Annotated in this window: 24 protein-coding genes; 16 read left to right on the top strand and 8 right to left on the bottom strand. The window is 65.3% G+C overall.

Features of this window, described 5'->3' with window-relative positions:
* Window positions 1–189 precede the first annotated feature (189 nt).
* Window positions 190–1,314 carry a beta-ketoacyl-ACP synthase III gene (locus ACN0V4_RS02875; RefSeq protein WP_417673008.1) on the top strand — a complete coding sequence of 375 codons (1,125 nt, stop codon included), beginning with the start codon at window positions 190–192 and terminating at the stop codon, window positions 1,312–1,314.
* Between the two features lie 212 nt (window positions 1,315–1,526).
* Here ACN0V4_RS02875 and ACN0V4_RS02870 read toward each other — a convergent pair whose 3' ends face one another.
* Window positions 1,527–1,985, bottom strand: a complete 459-nt coding sequence (locus tag ACN0V4_RS02870; protein ID WP_417673007.1) for a hypothetical protein — start codon at window positions 1,983–1,985, stop codon at window positions 1,527–1,529.
* Between the two features lie 356 nt (window positions 1,986–2,341).
* Between ACN0V4_RS02870 and ACN0V4_RS02865 the strand changes: the two genes are divergently transcribed.
* Window positions 2,342–2,938 carry a thymidine kinase gene (locus tag ACN0V4_RS02865; protein ID WP_417673006.1) on the top strand — a complete coding sequence of 199 codons (597 nt, stop codon included), beginning with the start codon at window positions 2,342–2,344 and terminating at the stop codon, window positions 2,936–2,938.
* On the opposite strand, the gene ACN0V4_RS02860 is transcribed toward ACN0V4_RS02865, so the two are convergent.
* The 4 genes from ACN0V4_RS02860 to ACN0V4_RS02845 are packed head-to-tail and all read right to left on the bottom strand — an operon-like array spanning window position 2,935 to window position 5,576.
* Complete coding sequence (locus tag ACN0V4_RS02860) at window positions 2,935–3,888, bottom strand: 2-hydroxyacid dehydrogenase (RefSeq protein WP_417673005.1); 954 nt, start codon at window positions 3,886–3,888, stop codon at window positions 2,935–2,937. The genes ACN0V4_RS02865 and ACN0V4_RS02860 overlap by 4 nt on opposite strands.
* Window positions 3,888–4,229, bottom strand: coding sequence for a tRNA-binding protein (locus ACN0V4_RS02855; protein WP_417673004.1), 342 nt, complete (start codon window positions 4,227–4,229; stop codon window positions 3,888–3,890). Before ACN0V4_RS02855 ends, ACN0V4_RS02860 begins: the two co-directional genes overlap by 1 nt.
* Window positions 4,222–5,037: a pyrroline-5-carboxylate reductase gene (proC, locus tag ACN0V4_RS02850; RefSeq protein WP_417673003.1), complete on the bottom strand. Its 816-nt coding sequence runs from the start codon at window positions 5,035–5,037 to the stop codon at window positions 4,222–4,224. The genes ACN0V4_RS02855 and proC overlap by 8 nt, the downstream gene beginning before the upstream one ends.
* A gap of 38 nt (window positions 5,038–5,075) precedes the next feature.
* Complete coding sequence (locus ACN0V4_RS02845) at window positions 5,076–5,576, bottom strand: YbjN domain-containing protein (RefSeq protein WP_417673002.1); 501 nt, start codon at window positions 5,574–5,576, stop codon at window positions 5,076–5,078.
* A gap of 303 nt (window positions 5,577–5,879) precedes the next feature.
* On the opposite strand from ACN0V4_RS02845, the gene ACN0V4_RS02840 reads away from it, so the two are divergent.
* From ACN0V4_RS02840 to ACN0V4_RS02805, 8 genes are all read left to right on the top strand, one after another.
* Entirely contained in the window at window positions 5,880–6,170 is a 291-nt protein-coding gene (locus tag ACN0V4_RS02840; RefSeq protein WP_417673001.1) for an ArsR/SmtB family transcription factor, read from the top strand.
* Entirely contained in the window at window positions 6,167–7,222 is a 1,056-nt protein-coding gene (locus tag ACN0V4_RS02835; RefSeq protein ID WP_417673000.1) for a permease, read from the top strand. The genes ACN0V4_RS02840 and ACN0V4_RS02835 overlap by 4 nt, the downstream gene beginning before the upstream one ends.
* 10 nt (window positions 7,223–7,232) lie before the next feature.
* Window positions 7,233–7,469, top strand: a complete 237-nt coding sequence (locus ACN0V4_RS02830; protein ID WP_417672999.1) for a thioredoxin family protein — start codon at window positions 7,233–7,235, stop codon at window positions 7,467–7,469.
* A 73-nt stretch (window positions 7,470–7,542) separates the two neighbouring features.
* Entirely contained in the window at window positions 7,543–7,752 is a 210-nt protein-coding gene (locus ACN0V4_RS02825) for a hypothetical protein (RefSeq protein ID WP_417672998.1), read from the top strand.
* Between the two features lie 198 nt (window positions 7,753–7,950).
* Window positions 7,951–8,208, top strand: a complete 258-nt coding sequence (locus ACN0V4_RS02820; protein ID WP_417672997.1) for a YjhX family toxin — start codon at window positions 7,951–7,953, stop codon at window positions 8,206–8,208.
* A gap of 16 nt (window positions 8,209–8,224) precedes the next feature.
* Complete coding sequence (locus ACN0V4_RS02815; RefSeq protein WP_417672996.1) at window positions 8,225–8,722, top strand: GNAT family N-acetyltransferase; 498 nt, start codon at window positions 8,225–8,227, stop codon at window positions 8,720–8,722.
* An 80-nt stretch (window positions 8,723–8,802) separates the two neighbouring features.
* On the top strand, window positions 8,803–9,216 hold the full coding sequence (locus ACN0V4_RS02810; protein WP_417672995.1) for a hypothetical protein: 414 nt from the start codon (window positions 8,803–8,805) through the stop codon (window positions 9,214–9,216).
* 100 nt (window positions 9,217–9,316) lie between these two features.
* The gene (locus tag ACN0V4_RS02805; RefSeq protein WP_417672994.1) at window positions 9,317–11,389 is read left to right on the top strand and encodes a TonB-dependent receptor domain-containing protein; all 2,073 of its coding nucleotides are present in this window, start codon (window positions 9,317–9,319) and stop codon (window positions 11,387–11,389) included.
* A gap of 44 nt (window positions 11,390–11,433) precedes the next feature.
* On the opposite strand, the gene ACN0V4_RS02800 is transcribed toward ACN0V4_RS02805, so the two are convergent.
* Window positions 11,434–11,625, bottom strand: a complete 192-nt coding sequence (locus ACN0V4_RS02800; RefSeq protein ID WP_417672993.1) for a DUF2798 domain-containing protein — start codon at window positions 11,623–11,625, stop codon at window positions 11,434–11,436.
* 361 nt (window positions 11,626–11,986) lie between these two features.
* Here ACN0V4_RS02800 and ACN0V4_RS02795 point away from each other — a divergent pair, with 361 nt between their 5' ends.
* Window positions 11,987–13,411 (top strand): TrkH family potassium uptake protein, encoded by a 1,425-nt coding sequence (locus ACN0V4_RS02795; RefSeq protein ID WP_417672992.1) that lies wholly within the window; start codon window positions 11,987–11,989, stop codon window positions 13,409–13,411.
* Window positions 13,412–13,460: 49 nt separating this feature from the next.
* Here the strand turns inward: ACN0V4_RS02795 and ACN0V4_RS02790 are convergent, their stop codons facing one another.
* Window positions 13,461–13,709 carry an accessory factor UbiK family protein gene (locus ACN0V4_RS02790; protein ID WP_417672991.1) on the bottom strand — a complete coding sequence of 83 codons (249 nt, stop codon included), beginning with the start codon at window positions 13,707–13,709 and terminating at the stop codon, window positions 13,461–13,463.
* A gap of 96 nt (window positions 13,710–13,805) precedes the next feature.
* On the opposite strand from ACN0V4_RS02790, the gene lgt reads away from it, so the two are divergent.
* The 4 genes from lgt (at window position 13,806) to ACN0V4_RS02770 (ending at window position 17,843) form a co-directional block, all read left to right on the top strand.
* The gene (gene lgt, locus ACN0V4_RS02785) at window positions 13,806–14,696 is read left to right on the top strand and encodes a prolipoprotein diacylglyceryl transferase (RefSeq protein ID WP_417672990.1); all 891 of its coding nucleotides are present in this window, start codon (window positions 13,806–13,808) and stop codon (window positions 14,694–14,696) included.
* Window positions 14,693–15,763, top strand: coding sequence for a class I SAM-dependent methyltransferase (locus tag ACN0V4_RS02780; RefSeq protein WP_417672989.1), 1,071 nt, complete (start codon window positions 14,693–14,695; stop codon window positions 15,761–15,763). Before lgt ends, ACN0V4_RS02780 begins: the two co-directional genes overlap by 4 nt.
* Window positions 15,760–16,515, top strand: a complete 756-nt coding sequence (gene pgeF, locus ACN0V4_RS02775; RefSeq protein ID WP_417672988.1) for a peptidoglycan editing factor PgeF — start codon at window positions 15,760–15,762, stop codon at window positions 16,513–16,515. Before ACN0V4_RS02780 ends, pgeF begins: the two co-directional genes overlap by 4 nt.
* A gap of 542 nt (window positions 16,516–17,057) precedes the next feature.
* On the top strand, window positions 17,058–17,843 hold the full coding sequence (locus ACN0V4_RS02770; RefSeq protein ID WP_417672987.1) for a Hint domain-containing protein: 786 nt from the start codon (window positions 17,058–17,060) through the stop codon (window positions 17,841–17,843).
* Window positions 17,844–17,849: 6 nt separating this feature from the next.
* On the opposite strand, the gene ACN0V4_RS02765 is transcribed toward ACN0V4_RS02770, so the two are convergent.
* Window positions 17,850–18,350 (bottom strand): Lrp/AsnC family transcriptional regulator, encoded by a 501-nt coding sequence (locus ACN0V4_RS02765; protein ID WP_417672986.1) that lies wholly within the window; start codon window positions 18,348–18,350, stop codon window positions 17,850–17,852.
* Between the two features lie 261 nt (window positions 18,351–18,611).
* Here ACN0V4_RS02765 and trxB point away from each other — a divergent pair, with 261 nt between their 5' ends.
* Window positions 18,612–19,556, top strand: a complete 945-nt coding sequence (gene trxB / locus ACN0V4_RS02760) for a thioredoxin-disulfide reductase (protein ID WP_417672985.1) — start codon at window positions 18,612–18,614, stop codon at window positions 19,554–19,556.
* Window positions 19,557–19,646: the final 90 nt, after the last annotated feature.

Here is a 19,646-nt window from a genome sequence, read left to right as displayed (position 1 = left end):
AAACCGACATGGCGGACCAGGCGATGCGCATTCTTCTTCCCCTCCTCGGCCTTCTGGCGCTTTCGGCCTGCGGCGGGATACCCTTCGTCCCCTTCATCTGAGCTTTCCCCTCCTGCCCGGTCTCGCCGGGTTGACCTTGCCGCGGGTTTTGGGCCACATCGCGCAACCGCGCAGGAGAGACTGAACAAGATGTATACGCCCGCGATCACCGGAACCGGGGTCTTCACCCCGGATGAGGTCATCACCAACGCCGAGCTGGTCGAAGCCTTCAACGCCTATGCCGACCGCATGAACGCCGCCAATGCCGCCCCCATCGCCGCCGGCGAGATGGAGCCGATGCAGCATTCCTCGGATGCCTTCATCGTCAAGGCCTCGGGCATCGAACGGCGCCACGTCATGAACAAGAGCGGCATCCTCGATCCGGAGGTGATGCATCCGTTGCTGCGCCAGCGTTCTGATGACGAACCCGGCATCATGGCGGAAATGGCGCTCGATGCCGCGAACAAGGCGCTGGAGCAGGCCGGGCGCAGCCCCGAGGACATCGACCTGGTGATCTGCGCCGCCTCCAACATGGAGCGCGCCTATCCGGCCATCGCCATCGAAATCCAGAGCCTGCTGGGCATCAAGGGCTTCGCCTTCGACATGAACGTCGCCTGTTCCTCGGCCACCTTCGGCATTCAGGCCGCCGCCGACATGATCCGCAGCGGCTCGGTCCGGGCGGCGCTGGTGGTCAATCCCGAGATCTGCTCGGGCCACCTGGAATGGCGCGACCGCGACTGCCACTTCATCTTCGGTGATGTCGCCACCGCCACGGTGATCGAACGGATCGAGGATGCCAAGGGGCCGCATTTCGAAATCCTCTCGACCCGCTGCGCCACCCAGTTTTCCAACAACATCCGCAACAACAACGGCTTTCTGCGCCGCAGCCGCCCCGACGGCATGAAGGACCGCCGCGACATGCAGTTCATGCAGAACGGCCGCAAGGTGTTCAAGGAAGTGGTGCCGATGGTCAGCCATCATATCGCCGACCATATGACCGCCGAGGGTCTCGAGGGCGCCGCGCTGAAACGAATGTGGCTGCACCAGGCCAACAAGACCATGAACGACCTGATCGGCAAGAAGGTCCTGGGCCGCGAACCGGCCCCCGAGGAACAGCCGAACATCCTGCAGGAATACGCCAATACCTCTTCCGCCGGCTCGATCATCGCGTTTTCGCAGAATTCCGACGATCTCGCGGAGGGCGATCTGGGGCTGATCTGCTCTTTCGGGGCCGGCTATTCGGTGGGCTCGGTGCTGTTGCGGCGCCACCTCTGACCCGCCGGGCACGGGGGGCACCCCGCCCCGGTTTCTTCTCTGCCCAAATACTCCCGCCGGAGGCTTCCTTCGGCGGCGCCGGGTGGTCGGGCGCGCATGTCTGCCTGACTGCCTGAATCGGGCGCGGCCCGCGCCGCCCGTCCGGATGGCTCCCCCGGGATATTTCCAGCGAGACAGGCCAGAGCCGGCACGCTCGGCGCCGAGGCCTTGCCTCAGGCGCTTTCCTCTTCCAGGTGCAGCTTCATGTCGATCAGCACCTGCTGCAGCAGCACGGTCTCCCTGAGCAGCCGCTTGGCCTCGTTCACGGTGATGATGCCATCTTCGATCGCCAACTGATATTCGCTCATCAGCATGGCGAAACGCTGGCTGAGCGCGATGACGTCAGAATTGACATTCCCCACATTGGCCGAGTTCGAACGACGGTCATCGAAGGTGAGGCTGATCTTCTGCAGTTCCGCCAAGGCGCTGGTGACATGCGGATAGGGCGCCTCGGCCTCGAGCCGCGCCACCACGTCGACCGGCATGAAGCGGTCGGCATGTTCGGGATTGTCTGAATAGTAGCGGCCGAGCGTGGCCTTGGACTTGCCGGTGATTTCACAGGCAGCCTCGATGCCCACTTCCTTGACCAAGGCTTCGGTATGTTTTTTCAGATAAGTTCCGATTGAGCTCATGCGCCGCGCCTTACCCTTTCCGCCCCGAGCCCCAAGGGGGAAGCGCCCGGAGATTTTCCCATTACCGATTCCTAATCGAAATGCGATCCCTTTGCTATCCCTCAGGTTTTCGGGGATCTCAAAGAGTAGCGAGTGCCATTTCGCATTCGCACTGTGATTGGTGGCGGGGTCCTATTTCAGACTGGCTTCCGCCGCAACGGCCCATTAGGCCAAAGCGTCGTCGCCGCAGGTGTGCCCTGTCCATCCCCAGGGTCTGTTCCGTCCCGGACCGGCTGCCTGCGGCGGCGGCTAAAAATCCCCGAAATGCAGCGCCGCACCGCTTGCCCGATGGCCGGCGCCGGCTTAGACCGCCGGCCATGGCCAAGCTCTATTTCAACTATTCCACCATGAACGCCGGCAAATCGACGGTGCTGCTGCAGGCGGCCCACAACTATGTCGAAAACGGCATGTCGCCCTATCTGCTGACCGCCGATCTGGATCATCGCGCCGGGCGCGGTCAGATCGCCTCGCGGATCGGCATCGCGCAGGCGGCCGACACCTTCGCCCCGGGCGACGATCTTTTCGCCCGGATCGCCGGGCGCCAGGCCGAGGGGCGGCTCGACTGCGTCTTTGTCGACGAGGCGCAGTTTCTGCAGCCCGCCCAGGTCTGGCAATTGGCGCGCGTGGTGGACGATCTGCGGCTGCCGGTGCTCGCCTATGGGCTGCGCGTCGATTTCCGCGGCGAGCTGTTTCCCGGGTCGGCCACCCTGCTGGCGCTGGCAGACGAGATGCGCGAGGTGCGCACCATCTGCCATTGCGGCCGCAAGGCCACCATGGTGATCCGGCAAGGCGCCGACGGCCAGCCCCTGCACGAGGGCGACCAAATCCAGGTCGGCGGCAATGAAACCTATGTCTCGCTTTGCCGCCGGCACTGGCGTGCGGCGATGGGGGACTGCGCCCCCGACGCGCCCTAGTTCACCCGGTTGGGAATGTCCCGCCCCTCGGCATAGGCGCGCAGATTCTCCACCGCCATGGCGCCCATGTCCTCACGCACATCGAGGGCGGCGGTGCCCAGATGCGGCAGCAGAACCGCAGTTTCAAGCGCGCGCAGCTCGGCCGGCACCTCGGGTTCGAATTCATAGACATCAAGCCCGGCGGCACCGATCCGACGCGCCTGCAAGGCGGCGATCAGCGCCGCCTCGTCAACGATATCGCCCCGGGCGATATTGACGAAGACCCCATGCGCCGGCATCGCCGCAAAGACCTGGGCCCCGACCAGATGGTGAGTTTCGGCGCCGCCCGGGGCGGCCACCACCAGGATATCAGCCCAAGCGGCCAGATCGGTCAGCACCTCGAACCGCGTGGCGGGATGATCGACCTGCTTTTCCGAGCGGCTGAAATAGCCGACCTCCATGCCGAAGCCATAATGGCAGCGCCGCGCCACCGCCTGGCCGATGCGGCCCATGCCGATGATGCCGAGCTTGCGGCCCGTCACATGCAGCCCCAGCATCTGGGTCGGATGCCAGCCCTGCCATTTGCCCGACCGGACCAGGCGCTCGCCCTCCCCCGCCCTGCGGCAAGCCATCAGGATCAGCGTCATGGCGATATCGGCGGTGGCATCCGTCACCGCACCCGGCGTGTTCGACACGGTGACGCCATGGGCGCGGCAGGCCTCCACGTCGATGTGATTGTAGCCGACGCCGAAGTTGGCCAGCATCCGGCAGCGAGGGCGCCCGAAGTCCTGCAGCACCTCGGCCGTCACCCGGTCGCCCAGGGTCACCATCATCGCGTCGAAGACGGCAAGGCCTGCGCGCAGCTCGGCCGCCGTCATCGGCCGGGTGCTTTGGCGCACCTCCACCTCGAAAAGCTCCTGCGCCGCGGCCACGGTGGCCGGCGGCATCGGCCGCGACAGCAGCACCCGCATCAGTGCAACCGCCCGCCGATCGGCACCGGGCCGTCGGGGCCGATCAGCACCACCTCGCCCGCCGCATCCGGCAGGCCCAGCACCAGCACTTCCGAGATGAACTTGCCGATCTGACGTGGCGGGAAATTCACCACCGCCAGAACCTGTTTGCCCGGCAAGGTGGCGGGATCGTAATGCGCGGTGATCTGCGCCGACGAGCGTTTCTCGCCGATCTCGCCGCCGAAATCGATCCAGAGCTTGATCGCGGGCTTGCGCGCCTCGGGATAGGGTTCGGCCCTCAGGATTTCGCCGACCCGGATGTCGACCTTGAGGAAATCGTCGAAAACGATCTGATCAGCCACGCGACAGCTCCTTCGACCGATGGGTGGCGGCGGCCACCGCCTGGCGCAGCAGGTGGGGGAAGCCGTGGTCGGCCTCCATCAGCACCTCAAGCGCGGCCTGGGTGGTGCCGTTCGGGCTGGTCACGTTGATCCGCAGTTGCGACGGGGGTTCGTCCGAGGCCTCGGCCAGGGCCCCGGCACCGGCGACGGTGGCCTTGGCAAGCTGCATCGCCAGATCGGCACCCAGCCCCTGGGCCTCACCAGCGGCGGCAAGGCATTCGATCAAAAGGAAGACATAGGCCGGGCCCGAGCCGCTGACCCCGGTGACCGCGTCGATCTGCGATTCCCGCTCCAGCCGGACCACCTGCCCCACCGCCGAAAGCAGCCCCTCGGCCACGTCGAGATGCTCGGCCGAGGCATGGGTATTGCCGATGATCGCAGTGATGCCCCGGCCTATGGCGGCAGGGGTATTGGGCATGGCCCGCACGATCGGGGTTTCGTCGCCCAGCATCTCTTCATAGGTGGCGATCGGGGTGCCGGCGGCGACGCTGACGAACAGCGTCTCACCACCGCCCAGCGCCTTCAGCGCCGGCAGCGCCTCGCGCATCATCTGGGGTTTGACGGCAACCAGCACCAGCGCCGGCGCCTCGGGCAGCGGCGCGTTGATCTGCACGCCCCGGCTTTTCAGCCAGTCAGAGGGATGCGGGTCCACCACCCAGACCGAGGCCGGGGGAAGCCCGCCCTCCAGCCATCCGGCCAACAGGGCGGAGCCCATTTTCCCACAACCCAGAAGCACCAGCCCCTGATCGGCGATCCGCGACATGTCCATGACGGCCCCTTCCGTTCGTTCCGGTTCGGGGCCTAGGTTTACGCGCGGCCGTAGGCCTCTGCAATGGCGGCCTGCATCGCATCACGCGGGGAGCGCCCGCCCCAGACCAGCAGCTGGATCGCCGGATAATAGCGCTCTGCGCTCGTCACGGCAGCATTGATCATGGTGTCGATCTGCTCCGGGCTGGCGATCTGACCGCCGGTCAGAACCAGACCATAGCGATAGACCATCAGCTTCTGCTCGGCCCAATAGGTAAAGGCACCGGCCCAGCACTGATCGTTCATCTCGTTCAACAGCTCGTAGAGCCGGCCCAGTTGGTCTTCGGGCGGCTCCATCTCGAAGGTGCAGACCAGCCGCAAAGTCTCGTCATACCCCGACCAGGCCAGGGTGATGGAATAGGTGCGCCACTGCCCCTCGACCGCCATGGCGATCTGATCGTCGCCGATCCGGTCGAAGTCCCAATCATGGAACGCCGCCAGATTTTCGACGATGTCGATCGGGTGAATATCGTCGTCAAGCATGTATTCAGACAAGGCCATGGTGCCACCTCTTTGATCTTTAGCGGCGTGGGGCCGATAGCGCCCCCAGCGCTAGGTGCCTGCTCAAGAGACCGGGGAAGTTTGCCCCGCCTCTACCAGATATGGTGCGCCGCATAGGGACATCTGGCAACCATTATTTTGGGGATAACAGCAATAAGTTGTGGAGGAATGTGAGAGTCCGCCGAAATATTGTCATCCTCATTTCGCGCCCCTCCTCCGCCTTTTCCAGGGCTGCGTCAATCTGTCGATGGACAGCAAGTCAACCACATGCGCATATGCGCATAAGCAACTCGGAGGGCGACCATGCATGTCAGGATTCTTTCGGCTCTGGCGGAACCCACGCGGCTCGCCGCACTGCGGATTCTCTGGGATCAGGGCGAACATTGCGCCTGCGAATTGATCAGCCGCCTTGAGGCAACGCAAAGCCGGGTGTCGCGGCATATGCAGGTATTGAAACAGGCCGGGCTGGTGATCGACCGGCGGGACGCGCAATGGGTGCGCTATCGCATCAATCCCGATCTGTCCCCCGCCGTCCGCCGCCTGCTGAGCGCGGCGATCGACCTGGACCAGGAAACCGAAAGGGCCGCAGCATGAGCGTGATGTCCGAACAGGCGCCACAGCGCCCCCGCCCCGCCTGGGTCTGGACCGCCGGCGTCATCGCCGCCGTCCTGCTCTGGTGGGCGGTCTATCGTCAACTTCCCGGCCTGTCGGAATGGTTGGTCTCGCTGCTGCCGGTGGCGCGCGACAGCCATGCCGGATCGGCGCTGGCCTTCTTCTTCTATGACGTGCCCAAGGTGATGATGCTGCTCACGCTGATCGTCTTCGCCATGGGCGTGGTGCGCAGCTTCTTCAGCCCGGAAAAGACCCGCACCCTGCTGTCGGGCCGGCGCGAAGGGCTGGCCAATGCGATGGCGGCGGGTCTGGGGGTGTTGACGCCCTTCTGCTCCTGCTCGGCGGTGCCGCTGTTCATCGGTTTCGTCTCGGCCGGCATCCCGCTGGGGGTGACGTTTTCCTTCCTGATCGCGGCACCGATGGTGAATGAGGTGGCGCTTGTCCTGCTGATCGGCCTGGTCGGCTGGCCAGTGGCGGCGGTCTATCTGGGCTTCGGCCTGGCCATCGCCATCGTCGCCGGCTGGGTGATCGGGCGGCTGCATCTGGAAGGCTGGCTGCAGGACTGGGTGCGCGAAATCCACGCCGGCGACGCCATGGCGCCCGGGGACGAGGCCCTCACCCTCCCCGACCGCTACCGCCAGGGGATCGAGGCGGTGCGCGAGATCTTCGCCAAGGTCTGGCTGTGGATCATCCTCGGCATCGGCATGGGGGCGCTGATCCACGGCTATGTGCCCGAGGATCTGATGGTTCGCATCATGGGGGCGGATGCCTGGTGGTCGGTGCCGGCGGCGGTGCTGATGGGCATCCCGATGTATACCAATGCCGCCGGCGTCATCCCGATCGTCGAGGCGCTGTTGGGCAAGGGCGCCGCCCTTGGTACCGTGCTGGCCTTCATGATGTCGGTGATCGCGCTCAGCCTGCCCGAGATGATCATCCTGCGGCAGGTGCTGAAACTGCGGCTGATCGCGGTCTTCATCTCTGTCGTTGCCTGCGGCATCCTTGCCGTCGGCTTTCTGTTCAACGCCCTGTTCTGAGGAACCTGAAATGAAAGATGTCAAAGTCTACGGCCCCGGCTGCAAACGCTGTGAGACCACCGAAGCCATGGTGCGCGCAGCGGCGCAAAAGCTCGGCATCGACGTGCAGGTCGAGAAGGTGACCGACATGGCCTCGATCGCCAAGGCCGGGGTGATGTCGACCCCGGGGATCAGCATCGACGGCAAGCTGGTCCATGCCGGCGGCCTTCCCGATGCGACCAAGCTGGAAACCTGGCTGCAGAGCTGAATATAGAGCGCTGATGAATTTCGCGGCCGGGTCCCCAGGGGCCCGGCCGCTGCACTGGAAATATGCTCCCCTCATGGCCGTCTTTGTCCATCCCTTCCGCGTCGTCCAGAATACCGCCTCCGGCAAGTTCATCTGCGAACTCGCCCAGTGCCGCGACCTTCCCCTGGCCGAGGCTGCCTATACCAAGGCGATCGCGCTTTACCCCGACGATGTGATCACCCTGCAGCACGGCAGCAAGCTGTTGAAGCGCAGCGATGTGCCACAGCGCGACGGAAACCGCTGAGCCCGGCTTGACCCCACCGCGAAGACCCCCATATTGGCGCTGCGCCCGGCTGTCCCGGGCTGAGGAATTGTCGATGCTGGAGCTTGTCTCGAACCGCTGAATGTCCCGTCCAACCGGGGCATTGAACTGCATCCGCCCATCAGGCTGCGGCCTGTTGGCGTGTGGGTGCCGATTTGGTTCCTGAACAGGCTCTATCTCATGAATATCTCGAAAGACGAACAACGCGTGTTGCACGCGTTGGCGCAGGGCGGTTGCATCCGCTTTGACCGCGGCCCCAACGGCCGGGTGACCGACGTGCTGTGCTATACCCGCGACGGCCATGTGCTGAGCAATTGCACGCTCGACATCTTCGCGCGGCTGCGCCGCAAACGGCTGATCCGCTCGCAGGCCTCGGCGCCCTATCGGATCACCGAAACCGGGCTGCGCACGGTGCGCGCCCAGCTCGACAACAGGTAACAGGAGGGATCACCATATGCAGATCCGCAACGAACGCCCCGATGATCGCGCAATCATCGGGGAGATCACCACGGCGGCCTTCGCCAACCACCCCTTCAGCCAGCAGACCGAGGCGGCGATCATCGACGCCCTGCGCGACGCCGGCGCGCTGCGCCTGTCGCTGGTGGCCGAGGATGGGCAGGAGATCCTCGGCCATGCCGCCTTCTCCCCGGTCGAGATCGACGGCAAGCCGGGCGGCTGGTACGGGCTCGGCCCGCTTTCGGTGCGGCCCGACCGGCAGCGCCAGGGCATCGGCGGCGCGCTCTTGCGCGAAGGATTGGCGCGACTGAAGGACCAGGGTGCCGCCGGCGTCGTCCTGGTGGGCGATCCCGCCTATTACAGCCGCTTCGGCTTTGGCCCCCTGCCCGGGCTCAGGTTCGACGGCGCCCCGGCCCGCAACTTCATGGGGCTGGTTCTGAACGGCCCCGAGGCTGCCGGCACGGTCACCTTCCACCCCGGGTTCGGCGCCCACTGACGTTTTGCCGCAACGCTCTCCGGGGCGTTGCGGCCATTTGCGATTGCCAGGATCAGGGCGATCGTCCAGATACACCTCCCATGACTGGAACCCTGCCCCTGCTCGCCCCGATGCGCCGCCTGATCGCGGCCGGTCTGGTCGTGCTGCTCGCCTTGCAGGTCTGCCAGAGCTTCTTTCCCATCACGCTTGAGGCCGCCAACGGCGATCTGATCCAGGTGGTGATCTGCGGCCCTGAAGGGCTGCATACGGTGACCATCAACCTCGCCGACGGCAAGGTTACGGACGGGAAGGAGAACGGCGGCCCCACCGCCGAGATCACCGGCAAATGCCCCTTCTGCATCGTCGGCCTGCCCGGCAATTTTGCCCTCCCCGACCTGGTGGCGCAGAAGGCGGAATATCATCGCATCCGCTATGGGCTGGCCCATGAGACCCAGGCGCATCCGCGCCCGGCGCCGCGGGTCCGACAGATCCGCGCCCCACCCCTGACGGCCTGAGCATCCGGGCCTCTCGCGGCCCGCCGATCCCGGCCACCATGCGCCCTTCGGGCCGCGTGAGGTCGGCGCACAAGAACTCATAAGTCTAGGGACAATGAACATGACCCGTATTTCCACGGCGCGCCTTGGCGTGACCGCCCTTCTGATGTGCTCGATTTCCGGGCTGGCGCTGGCGCAAGACACCGGCGCGTATGACAAGAAACCCTTCACGCTCGACCCGATCCTGGTTCAGGGCCCGCAAAGCACCCCCGTGCCGGGCTATTCCGAATTCAGCCCCGACGATCTGCCGGTGGCTCCGGCGCTTGACGGCGGCGCGCTGCTGACGGCAGTACCCGGCGTCACCGCCAGCCGGATGGGCGGCCATGGGCTCGATATCGTGATCCGCGGCCAGCAGGGCAATCAGCTCAATATCATCGACACCGGCAGCATCACCTATGGCGGCTGCCCCAACCGGATGGACCCGCCGACCAGTATCGCCAATTTCTTCCGTGCCGACCGGGTGATCGTCGAACGCGGCTATGCCAGCGTCACCAACGGCCCGGGCGGCACCGGCGGCACCGTGCGGCTGGAGCGCGACGCCCCCGAATTCGAGGAGAAGAAACGCCTGACCGGCAAGTTCGTCATCGGCGGCACCGATAACGGGCCCAGCTTTGAATCTGCCGGCAGCGTCTCCTACGATCTGGGCGGCGGTTTCTATATGGAGGGCTCCGCCGAATACAAGACCGCCAACGATTACAAGGACGGCAGCGGCGCCCGGGTGCGCAGCGGCTTTGACCAGAAGACCACCGGCTTCACCCTCGGCTATGCCAAGGATGGGGTCGAGCTGGCCTTCGACATCGAACACGACCGGGCCGAGGACGTTCTGTTCGCCGGCGCCGGCATGGACAGCCCGCTGTCCGAGACCTGGACCTATCGGCTGCGCGGTGGCGTTGATGTCGACATGGGGGCGCTGCGGCGGATCGAGGGCAACCTCTTCGTGTCGAACGTCGATCACGTGATGGACAACTACAGCCTGCGCCCGCATGGCACCATGGGAATGCTGTCGCCGACCACCTCGGACACCCATGGCGGCAAGCTCGAAGGCCAGTTCGAATTCGGCGCCACCCGCGCCCGGGTCGGGGTGGATTTCCAGTCGAACAACCGCATGGCCTATGGCTTCATGGGGATGATCCCGGTGATCTCGGCCCAGAACATCGCCAATGCCAGCACGCTGAGCTGGCCTGATGTCACCATCGCGCAGACCGGGCTCTATGTCGAAACCGAAACCGACCTGAGCCCGCGCAACCTGCTGAAACTGGGCCTGCGCTATGATCACGTCAAGGCCGAGGCGGGCGCCGCCAATGGCGTGCCCGGTTATACCGCCACGGTGCCGGATGTCTATTATCAGGCGGTCTATGGCACCACCTTCGACAGCCCACGGACCGAGGACAACTTCGGCGGGCTGATCCGGCTGGAGCATGAGCTGAGCCAGGGCACCAAGCTGTTTGCCGGGGTGTCGCGATCGACCCGCACGGCGGACGCCAACGAACGCGCCATGGCGCGCGGCAGCATGGGGATGCCCAGCTGGGTCGGCAACCCGGATATCGCCCCCGAGAAGCACAATCAGTTCGACCTCGGGGTCGCGCTGGAACGCCCGAGCTGGAGCCTGACGGCGAATGCCTATTACGACCGGGTCAGCGATTTCATCCTGCGTGATCAGTTCTCGAAACCCGGGCTGACCTATTATCGCAACGTCTCGGCCGAACTCTCGGGGGCAGAGCTGCAGGCAAGCTGGTCGCATGGCGGCTGGCTGGTCGCGGGCGACGCCACCTATACCTATGGGCAGAACCGCAGCGACAACCGGCCTTTGGCGCAGATCCCGCCGCTGCAGGGCAAGATCAGCGTTTCCTACGGGCAAGACGCCTGGCGCGCCGGCGGGCGGCTGAACTGGGCCACCGGCCAGGACCGGATCGACCCGTCGCGCGATCCGGGCAAGACGCCGGGCTATGCCACTGTCGATCTGTTCGGCAGCTATGATCTGGCTGAGAACGTCGTGCTGACCGGCGGCATCAACAACCTGCTGGACAAGACCTATGCCAACCACCTGAGCCGCACGAATGTCTTCGACAGCAGCGTGACCCAGGTCAACGAACCCGGCCGCACCGCCTATCTGCGGCTTGAGGTAAAGTTCTGATCCTCACCCCGGGGGCGCCGGTTCAACCAGCGCCCCCGGGGATTTCAATCCCGCCGCGGCACGATCCGCCCGGCGACGGCAAAGCCCAGCCGGCCATAGACCTGGGTCGGCAGGACAGCGATCGGCCAGGCGATGACGAATTGTTTCGGCCAGTTCGCCAGCCAGTGCCAGGTCAGCCCCAGGCCGACCGCCGACATGATCCCCGACATCGACACCGCGATAAAACGGGCGATCATCACCTGCGCCACCAGCAGCACACGCTCTTTCAGGGAGACCCGCAGAAAAAGACCGCGATCGCGGTTGCTTTCTTCCCTGCGGCACCATCCGGGTCAAAGGTTGGCCCCTCGGGGGCCCGAGGATCACGACTTCGTCCCGCGCTCGGGCGGGGACCGGAAGACCCAACCGGTCTGGAATCTTTTCGGCGAGGTCCGAGGCAGGCGGCTCGCGACGGCCCGTCAAGCGGCAGGCAAAGGTCACACTGCGCCCGCCTCCGCATTTCCGGATCTTGTCATTTGACGACAACAATGGGCTATTGGCAGAACCGAATTCTCAGGCAACGGACAGCGGGATACCAGCGGGCCACCCACGACGCCCGGCATGCAGCAGATGAGTTTTGTCGTCTTCATCAATAGCGTCGCCATGCTGGCGATGGCCGGGCTGATGGCGCTGACCGCGCTGATCTTCCCGTCCACCGCCGCAGTGTTTAGCGAAGCCTTCGTTCTGACCGGCCTTCTGGGCGGTGCCGCCGCGCTGGCCGGGGCGCGATCCTCGCATCACATGGCGCCAGTTCACGGCTTTCTGCTGACCGCCACGGTCTGGATGACCGCCGCGATTTGCGGGGCTCTGCCGCTGATGATCTGGCAGCTCTCGCCGATGGATGCCTTCTTCGAATCGATGTCGGGGATCACCACCACGGGTTCCACCGTGATGAGCGGACTGGACCAGACCCCGAGGGGCATCCTGTTCTGGCGGGCCCTGCTGCAGGGGATGGGCGGCATCGGCTTCGTGGTGACCGGCGTGGCGCTGCTGCCGATGCTGAAGGTGGGCGGCATGCAGCTGTTCCGCACCGAAAGCTCGGAACAGGGCGAAAAGGAGCTGGCCAACGCCGCCCGCTTCGCGATGGCGACGATGACGGCCTATGTCGGCCTGATGGCGATCTGCTTCCTGCTCTATCTGCTGGGGGGGATGAGCCTGTTCGACGCCATCACCCATGCGATGACCACGCTGTCGACCGGCGGCTATTCGAACTACGACGCCTCCTTCGGCCATTTCGAAAGCCCCTTCCTGCAATATACCGCGACCATTTTCATGGCCCTCGGCGGCATCCCCTTCGCCTGGTACATCCGCGCCATCCTGCGTCGCAACATGGCGGGCGAACAGGTCAGGGTCATGGTGGTGTTCCTGCTGGCGGTGACGTTGGCACTGACAGCCTGGCTGGTGCTGGTCAACGACATGGAGGTCGAACCGACCTTCCGCCAGGTCGCCTTCAACGTCGTCTCGGTGGTGACGACGACGGGCTATGCCAGCACCGATTACACGCTCTGGGGGCCCCTGGCGGTGGCGGTCTTCTTCGGCATCACCGCGGTCGGCGGCTGCACCGGGTCGACCGCCGGCGGCGCCAAGATGATGCGCTGGATCGTGTTCTTCCGCCTTGCCGCCTCGGCGGTCACCCGGATCCGGGCACCGCACCAGGTGGTGGTGCCACGCTACGAGGGGCGGCCGATCGGGCCCGACGTGACCTCAGGCGTGATCACCTTCTTCACCCTCTATTTCGCCACCGTCACGGTGATGGCGGTGATGCTGAACATGCTGGGGCTGGATTTTCTGACCGCGCTCAGCGGTGCACTCACGGCGGTCGCCAACGTCGGCCCCGGGGTGGGCGAGATCATCGGCCCGGCCGGCAACTTCGCCAGCCTCGACAATGCGTCAAAGCTGATCCTGGCGATTGGCATGTATCTGGGCCGGCTCGAGATGGCGACCGTTCTGGTCCTGCTCACCCCCGCCTTCTGGCGCGCGGCCTGACCCTCAGGCCCGCCGCGCGACCGGTCTCTCGAACGCCTCGTGAGGGCGCTTACTTCGACAGTTTCTCTTCCAGCACAGCGATCCGCGCCTCGAGCGCGGCATTCTCTTCGCGGGCCTTCTGCGCCATGATCCGCACCGCGTCGAACTCCTCGCGGGTCACAAAATCGCGATCGGCCAGCCAGCGGTCCATCAGCGATTTCATCGCCGTCTCGGCCTCGTCCTTGGCGCCCTGGGCCACGCCCATCGCATTGGTCATGAGCTGCGAGATATCGTCCAGGAACTTGTTGCGGGTTTGCATCTGTTGTCTCCGTGTCGCGGTTAGCCCCTATATGGGCGGAATGCGGCCAAGCGGCAAGGTTGACTTGCCCCCGCGACCGGAGGCAAGGAGACGCACATGCAGGCAGTCATCCCCTTTCCGCACCTTTCGTCCGAAGTCTTCTCGATCTCGCTCTTCGGGATGGAGTTCGCGCTGCGCTGGTACGCGCTGGCCTATATCGCGGGCATCCTGATCGCCTGGCGTCTGGCGGTGGCCGCCGTGAAGCGCCCGGCGCTCTGGCCCGCCTCAGGCGCGCCGATGACGCCGAAGCAGATCGAGGATCTGCTGACCTGGATCATCCTTGGCGTCATCCTCGGCGGCCGGCTGGGGTTCGTGCTGTTCTATCAGCCCGCCTATTACCTGTCCCACCCGGCCGAAATCATAATGGTCTGGCAGGGCGGCATGTCATTCCACGGCGGGTTCCTGGGCGTGGTCGTCGCCTCCTGGGCTTATACCCGGCAACAGGGCATCGCATGCCTGCCCGCCGCCGATCTGATCGCCTCCTCCGTGCCGCCGGGGCTGATGCTGGGACGGCTGGCCAATTTCGTGAATGCCGAGCTTTGGGGCCGCCCGTCTGATCTGCCCTGGGCGGTGATCTTTCCCGGGGTTGCGGCACAGGATTGCCCCGGCGTGCTGCCGGGCCTCTGCGCCCGCCACCCTTCGCAGCTTTACGAGGCCGCGCTCGAAGGGCTGATCCTCGGGGCGCTGCTTCTGTGGCTGGTCTATCGCCGAGGCGCCTTCAAGCGGCCCGGGCTGGTGCTGGGCAGCTTCATCGGCGGCTATGGCATCGCCCGCTTCATCGTCGAATTCTTCCGCCAGCCGGATGCCCAATTCGTCACCCCCGGCAACCCGCTGGGGCTGGCGCTGCACCTGAACGGCTATGGGCTGACCATGGGGCAATTCCTGTCGCTGCCGATGATCCTGCTGGGGCTCTGGTTCATCTGGCGGGCCAGAAAGGCCACGGCATGAACCTGAAGGACAGGCTTCGCGACCGTATTCTGGCCACCGGGCCGATCCGGGTGTCCGATTACATGGCCGATTGCCTGCTGGATCCCGATTACGGCTATTACGCCACCCGCGATCCCTTCGGCACCAGGGGCGATTTCATCACCGCCCCGGAAATCAGCCAGATGTTCGGCGAGCTGATCGGCCTTTGCCTGGCGCAGTACTGGCTGGATCAGGGATCGCCCACCCCCTTCACCCTGGCCGAGCTTGGCCCCGGCCGCGGCACGCTGATGGCCGATCTGTTGCGCGCCACGCGCGGCGTGCCCGGCTTTCATGCCGCCGCCCGGGTGCTGCTGGTCGAAGCCTCCCCCACCCTTCGCGAGATGCAGGCGAAGACCCTGGCGGGCCATGCGCCCCGCTGGATCGACGATGTGGCCGATCTGCCCAAGGACCAACCGCTTTTCCTGGTCGCCAACGAATTCTTCGATGCCCTGCCAATCCGCCAGTTCGTCCGCGACGGTGCCGGCTGGCGTGAACGTCTGGTGGGGCTGAGCGAGGGCGCGCTGTCCTTCGGCCTTGGTCCGCAGACCGCGCAACCGGCGCTGGCGGACCGGCTGGACGACACCAAGGACGGCGATCTGATCGAACTCTGCGAGGCCGCGCCGCTGATCACGGCCCAGATCGCGGCGCGAATCGCCGGCCACGGCGGCGCCGCCCTGATGATCGACTATGGCGACTGGGTCTCGCTGGGCGACACGCTGCAAGCGCTCAAATCGCATGCGCCCAGCGATCCGCTCCAGTCCCCTGGCGAGGCCGATCTGACCGCCCATGTCGACTTCGAAGTCCTGGCGCGCAGCGCGAGGGCCGCCGGCATCGCCCATAGCCGACTGACCCCGCAGGGGATTTTCCTCGAACGGCTGGGAATCACCGCGCGGGCGCAAACATTGGCGCGCGGCCTCTCGGGGCCGGCGCTCGATCAGCTTGTCGCCGCACATCGCCGGTTGACGCACCCCGAGGAAATGGGAAACCTGTTCAAGGTGCTGGGCCTTTTCCCATCGCAGAGCTCCGCACCGCCCGGACTGGAAAAATGACGCTGGAACTTCTCACCTCCCCGACCCTGCGGCCGCTGCGCCACGGATTCTTCACCCGACGCGGCGGCGCCTCGTCCGGGGTCTTCGCCGGGCTCAACTGCGGCCCCGGCTCGACCGATCTGGCCGAGGTGGTGGCGATCAACCGCAGCCGCGTCGCCCAGGCGCTGGATCTCGATCCCCTGGCGCTTGCCGCGGTGCATCAGGTGCATTCGGCCAATGTGGTCACCGTCACCGCCCCCAGCGCCGACAAGCCGCGCGCCGATGCGCTGGTCACCGCCACGCCGGGCATCGCCCTGACGGTGCTGACCGCCGATTGCCAGCCGGTTCTCTTCGCCGATCGGAAGGCCGGCGTCATCGGCGCCGCCCACGCCGGCTGGCGCGGGGCGCTCGACGGGGTGCTGGAAGCGACGCTCGACGCGATGGAGGCGCTTGGCGCCGATCGTGCCGATACCGTGGCGGTGATCGGTCCCACCATATCCCAGCGCGCCTATGAGGTCGGGCCCGAGTTCTTCGACACCTTCACCATGGAAGACCCCGACGCCGCCCGCTTCTTCGCCAATGGCGACGGCGACCGCTATCTCTTTGATCTGCCGGGATTCGGGCTTTACCGGCTGCGCAACGCCGGCGTGGGAGAGGCGGAATGGACCCGTCATTGCACCTATTCCGACCCCGAGCGCTTCTATTCCTATCGCCGTGCCACCCATCAGGGCGAGGCCGACTATGGCCGGCTGATCTCGGCCATCCGGCTGTGACCGGCAATTGCGGCAGCGCCGCCGCAATTGCCACATAAATTTCCCCCGATCCGCCCCATCGACGCCCGATTGGACAACGACTGTCTGCTCATCGAAAGCCCGCATCCGCGCGGCCATGACAGGAGCAGAACAGAATGAAACAGAAGAACCGCTTCATCAAATCGGTCATCGAGGCGTCGAAATCCGCCGATGTCGTCCTGCCCTGGAACCGCCCGCCGCGCAGCTCTTCGGGCGCCTGATCCACGCCCCCGGCGTCTGACGGGAGACGCCGAGGCACCCAGTGCAGGAGAAGATTCGCGTCATTCTTTCGAATAATGACGGAAATAAGGCGAAACCCTCGGGTTTCATCGAAACAATGTCTTGGAAATCCAAGGCATTGATCGCCGCGTTAACCGAGATGACCGCAATTCTTTGACAATTCTAACCAAATTTTGGCAAAAGCGTATCTGTTACAGATGGTGACCACTTTAATTCGTGTCCGTCTGTCGTTGTCGGTGGGGGCCGGCGAGAGATGCGACCCTGAGAACAAGGGCCGGTAAGTTATGACGATTATCCCCCATTCCCTGACTCGTGCAGTCAAGAATGCCACCGAAGTTTCCCCGCTGCTGCAGGATCCCGCCGCCCTGCGCGCCCACAGCCGGCCGCAACTGCGCCGCTATGAAATCAGCACGCTCGCCCCGAATGGCGACATCGTCGACAGCACCCATATCGCCCCGGCGCTGCCGTTGTTCGAAAATGCCTTCTGCGCCTTTACCCGCCGCTCGATGGTGGAAACCGACTGCGGCCCGGTCGCGGTCGAGGATCTGCTGCCCGGCGACATGATCCTGACCCGCGACGGCCAGGCCGAAAGGTTGACCTGGAAGGGCTGCACCACCATCGTTCCCGGCCGCCCCGACGCCCGCGGTCGCTATCATCGGCTGATCCGCATCCTGGCCGATAGCTTCGGAATGCAGACGCCGATGTCCGACGTGCTGATCGGCCCCTCGGCCCGGCTGCTGAAAACCCCGATACACCTGCGCACCCTGGCGGGCGGCAACCCCTTGCTGACCTCGGTTCAGGAATTCGTCGATGGCATGAATGTGATCGAAACCGCGCCGCCGACGGCGGTGCAGGTCTATCACCTGATGCTGCCGCGTCATGCGGTGATCCGTGTCGGCGGGCTGGAGTTCGAAACCTATCACCCCGGCGCCAACGCATTCCGGACGACCAGCCCGGCGATGCGGGAGATCTTCCTCACCCTCTTCCCGCATCTGCGGGATCTGCACGCTTTCGGCCCGCAGGCCTTCGCGCGCACCGGCGACGGCGAGATCAACGCGATCGCCAGCTAAGCCGCCTCAGGCGCTGCGGCTCAGCCGTTCTTCCAGAACGTCGAAGGGGACGCCCGGTTCGTCCTTGGCGCAGCGGATCACCAGCGAGGTCTTGACGCTGGCCACGTTCGGCGTGGTCAGCAGCTCGCCGGTCAGGAAGCTCTGGAAACTGCTGAGATCGGGGGCGACGCATTTCAGGATGAAGTCGACCTCGCCATTCAGCATGTGGCATTCGCGAACCAGCGGCCAATTCCGGCAGCGCTCTTCGAAGGCGCTGAGTTCAACCTCGGCCTGGCTGTCGAGCCCGACCATGGCAAAAACCTGAACCTCGAACCCCAGATCACGGGCATTGACGTCGGCATGATAGCCGCGGATCAGCCCCGATTCCTCCAGCGTGCGCACGCGGCGCAGGCAAGGCGGCGCCGAGATGCCGACGCGTTTGGCCAGTTCGACATTGGTCATCCGGCCATCGGCCTGCAGTTCCGACAGGATCTTGCGATCAATCGGGTCGAGTCGTGTGGTCGCCATGAAATGCTCCCCTAAAGTTGCGTTTCTTATAGCAGCACGCCGGGCACGCGCAATAATCTTTCGCCGCAACGCAATATTGCGTCATGGTTCCTGAGGATCAATGCCACGAAGCTGTGCAAGTTCCCCGATCGGGGCGGGGTGGACCTGGCCGGCTGCAGTCAGGGCACGATGCCCTTGGGGCTTTAAGCGTCCTGCCGGCGCGGCTATATCCCATGTCAAAGTTGGCGGCCAGAGCGCCGCGCGGAAATCTATGGGGATATCATGACTGACACGCGCCACACCCGGGTTCTGATCATCGGCTCCGGCCCGGCCGGCTATACCGCCGGCATCTATGCCAGCCGCGCCATGCTGTCGCCGATCCTGGTGCAGGGGCTTGAGCCCGGCGGCCAGCTCACCACCACCACTGAGGTCGAAAACTTCCCCGGCTTCACCGAGGTGCAGGGCCCCGACCTGATGGTGAAGATGCAGGAGCACGCCCAAGCGATGGGCTGCGAGATCATCGGCGACATCATCACCGATCTCGACCTGTCGAAACGCCCCTTCACCGCCAAGGGGGACAGCGGCACCACCTATACCGCCGACGCGGTGATCCTGGCCACCGGCGCCCGCGCCAAATGGCTGGGGCTGCCGTCGGAAGAGGCCTACAAGGGCTTCGGCGTCTCGGCCTGCGCCACCTGTGATGGCTTCTTCTATCGCGGCCAGGAGATCGTGGTGATCGGCGGCGGCAATACCGCCGTGGAAGAGGCGCTGTTCCTGACCAACTTCGCCTCGAAAGTGACGCTGATCCATCGCCGCGACGAGCTGCGGGCGGAAAAGATCCTGATCGACCGGCTGATGAAGAACCCCAAGATCCACCCGCTCTGGCATCACGAGCTGGAAGAGGTCGTGGGCGAAGCGTCTCCCAAGGGCGTCACCGGCATCAAGGTCAGGGACGTGCGCAGCGGCGAGATCAGCGAAATCCCCTGCAAGGGGGTTTTCGTCGCCATCGGTCACGCGCCGGCCTCGGAACTGGTCAAGGATCAGCTCGACCTGCACAACGGCGGCTATGTCTCGGTCCAGCCCGGTTCCACCGCCACCTCGGTGCCCGGCGTCTTCGCCGCCGGCGATCTGACCGATCATAAATATCGCCAGGCGGTGACCTCGGCCGGCATGGGCTGCATGGCGGCGCTCGACGCCGAGCATTGGCTCGCCGCGCAGAACGACTGACGCGCCTCGCCCCCGGCGTAGCACACAAGAAGCAGGCGGGTGCGCCCCAGGGCGCCCCGCCGAGACGACAGCAGACGGCCCCCTTGCCAC

The organism is Pseudodonghicola sp., assembly GCF_048268305.1.
Taxonomy (GTDB): domain Bacteria; phylum Pseudomonadota; class Alphaproteobacteria; order Rhodobacterales; family Rhodobacteraceae; genus Pseudodonghicola.
This window is presented reverse-complemented; position numbering and strand designations above follow the sequence as displayed.

Excerpts from the sequence above, each read along its gene's own strand:
- ACN0V4_RS02865 (WP_417673006.1), top strand. The coding sequence starts at position 2,342 with ATGGCCAAGCTCTATTTCAACTATTCCACCATGAACGCCGGCAAATCG.
- ACN0V4_RS02845 (WP_417673002.1), bottom strand. The coding sequence starts at position 5,576 with ATGGCCTTGTCTGAATACATGCTTGACGACGATATTCACCCGATCGAC.
- ACN0V4_RS02870 (WP_417673007.1), bottom strand. The coding sequence starts at position 1,985 with ATGAGCTCAATCGGAACTTATCTGAAAAAACATACCGAAGCCTTGGTC.
- ACN0V4_RS02805 (WP_417672994.1), top strand. The coding sequence starts at position 9,317 with ATGACCCGTATTTCCACGGCGCGCCTTGGCGTGACCGCCCTTCTGATG.
- ACN0V4_RS02765 (WP_417672986.1), bottom strand. The coding sequence starts at position 18,350 with ATGGCGACCACACGACTCGACCCGATTGATCGCAAGATCCTGTCGGAA.
- pgeF (WP_417672988.1), top strand. The coding sequence starts at position 15,760 with ATGACGCTGGAACTTCTCACCTCCCCGACCCTGCGGCCGCTGCGCCAC.
- ACN0V4_RS02770 (WP_417672987.1), top strand. The coding sequence starts at position 17,058 with ATGACGATTATCCCCCATTCCCTGACTCGTGCAGTCAAGAATGCCACC.
- ACN0V4_RS02800 (WP_417672993.1), bottom strand. The coding sequence starts at position 11,625 with ATGATCGCCCGTTTTATCGCGGTGTCGATGTCGGGGATCATGTCGGCG.
- proC (WP_417673003.1), bottom strand. The coding sequence starts at position 5,037 with ATGGACATGTCGCGGATCGCCGATCAGGGGCTGGTGCTTCTGGGTTGT.
- ACN0V4_RS02840 (WP_417673001.1), top strand. The coding sequence starts at position 5,880 with ATGCATGTCAGGATTCTTTCGGCTCTGGCGGAACCCACGCGGCTCGCC.
- trxB (WP_417672985.1), top strand. The coding sequence starts at position 18,612 with ATGACTGACACGCGCCACACCCGGGTTCTGATCATCGGCTCCGGCCCG.
- ACN0V4_RS02835 (WP_417673000.1), top strand. The coding sequence starts at position 6,167 with ATGAGCGTGATGTCCGAACAGGCGCCACAGCGCCCCCGCCCCGCCTGG.
- ACN0V4_RS02790 (WP_417672991.1), bottom strand. The coding sequence starts at position 13,709 with ATGCAAACCCGCAACAAGTTCCTGGACGATATCTCGCAGCTCATGACC.
- ACN0V4_RS02830 (WP_417672999.1), top strand. The coding sequence starts at position 7,233 with ATGAAAGATGTCAAAGTCTACGGCCCCGGCTGCAAACGCTGTGAGACC.
- ACN0V4_RS02810 (WP_417672995.1), top strand. The coding sequence starts at position 8,803 with ATGACTGGAACCCTGCCCCTGCTCGCCCCGATGCGCCGCCTGATCGCG.
- ACN0V4_RS02780 (WP_417672989.1), top strand. The coding sequence starts at position 14,693 with ATGAACCTGAAGGACAGGCTTCGCGACCGTATTCTGGCCACCGGGCCG.
- ACN0V4_RS02875 (WP_417673008.1), top strand. The coding sequence starts at position 190 with ATGTATACGCCCGCGATCACCGGAACCGGGGTCTTCACCCCGGATGAG.
- ACN0V4_RS02795 (WP_417672992.1), top strand. The coding sequence starts at position 11,987 with ATGCAGCAGATGAGTTTTGTCGTCTTCATCAATAGCGTCGCCATGCTG.
- ACN0V4_RS02820 (WP_417672997.1), top strand. The coding sequence starts at position 7,951 with ATGAATATCTCGAAAGACGAACAACGCGTGTTGCACGCGTTGGCGCAG.
- lgt (WP_417672990.1), top strand. The coding sequence starts at position 13,806 with ATGCAGGCAGTCATCCCCTTTCCGCACCTTTCGTCCGAAGTCTTCTCG.
- ACN0V4_RS02815 (WP_417672996.1), top strand. The coding sequence starts at position 8,225 with ATGCAGATCCGCAACGAACGCCCCGATGATCGCGCAATCATCGGGGAG.
- ACN0V4_RS02860 (WP_417673005.1), bottom strand. The coding sequence starts at position 3,888 with ATGCGGGTGCTGCTGTCGCGGCCGATGCCGCCGGCCACCGTGGCCGCG.
- ACN0V4_RS02825 (WP_417672998.1), top strand. The coding sequence starts at position 7,543 with ATGGCCGTCTTTGTCCATCCCTTCCGCGTCGTCCAGAATACCGCCTCC.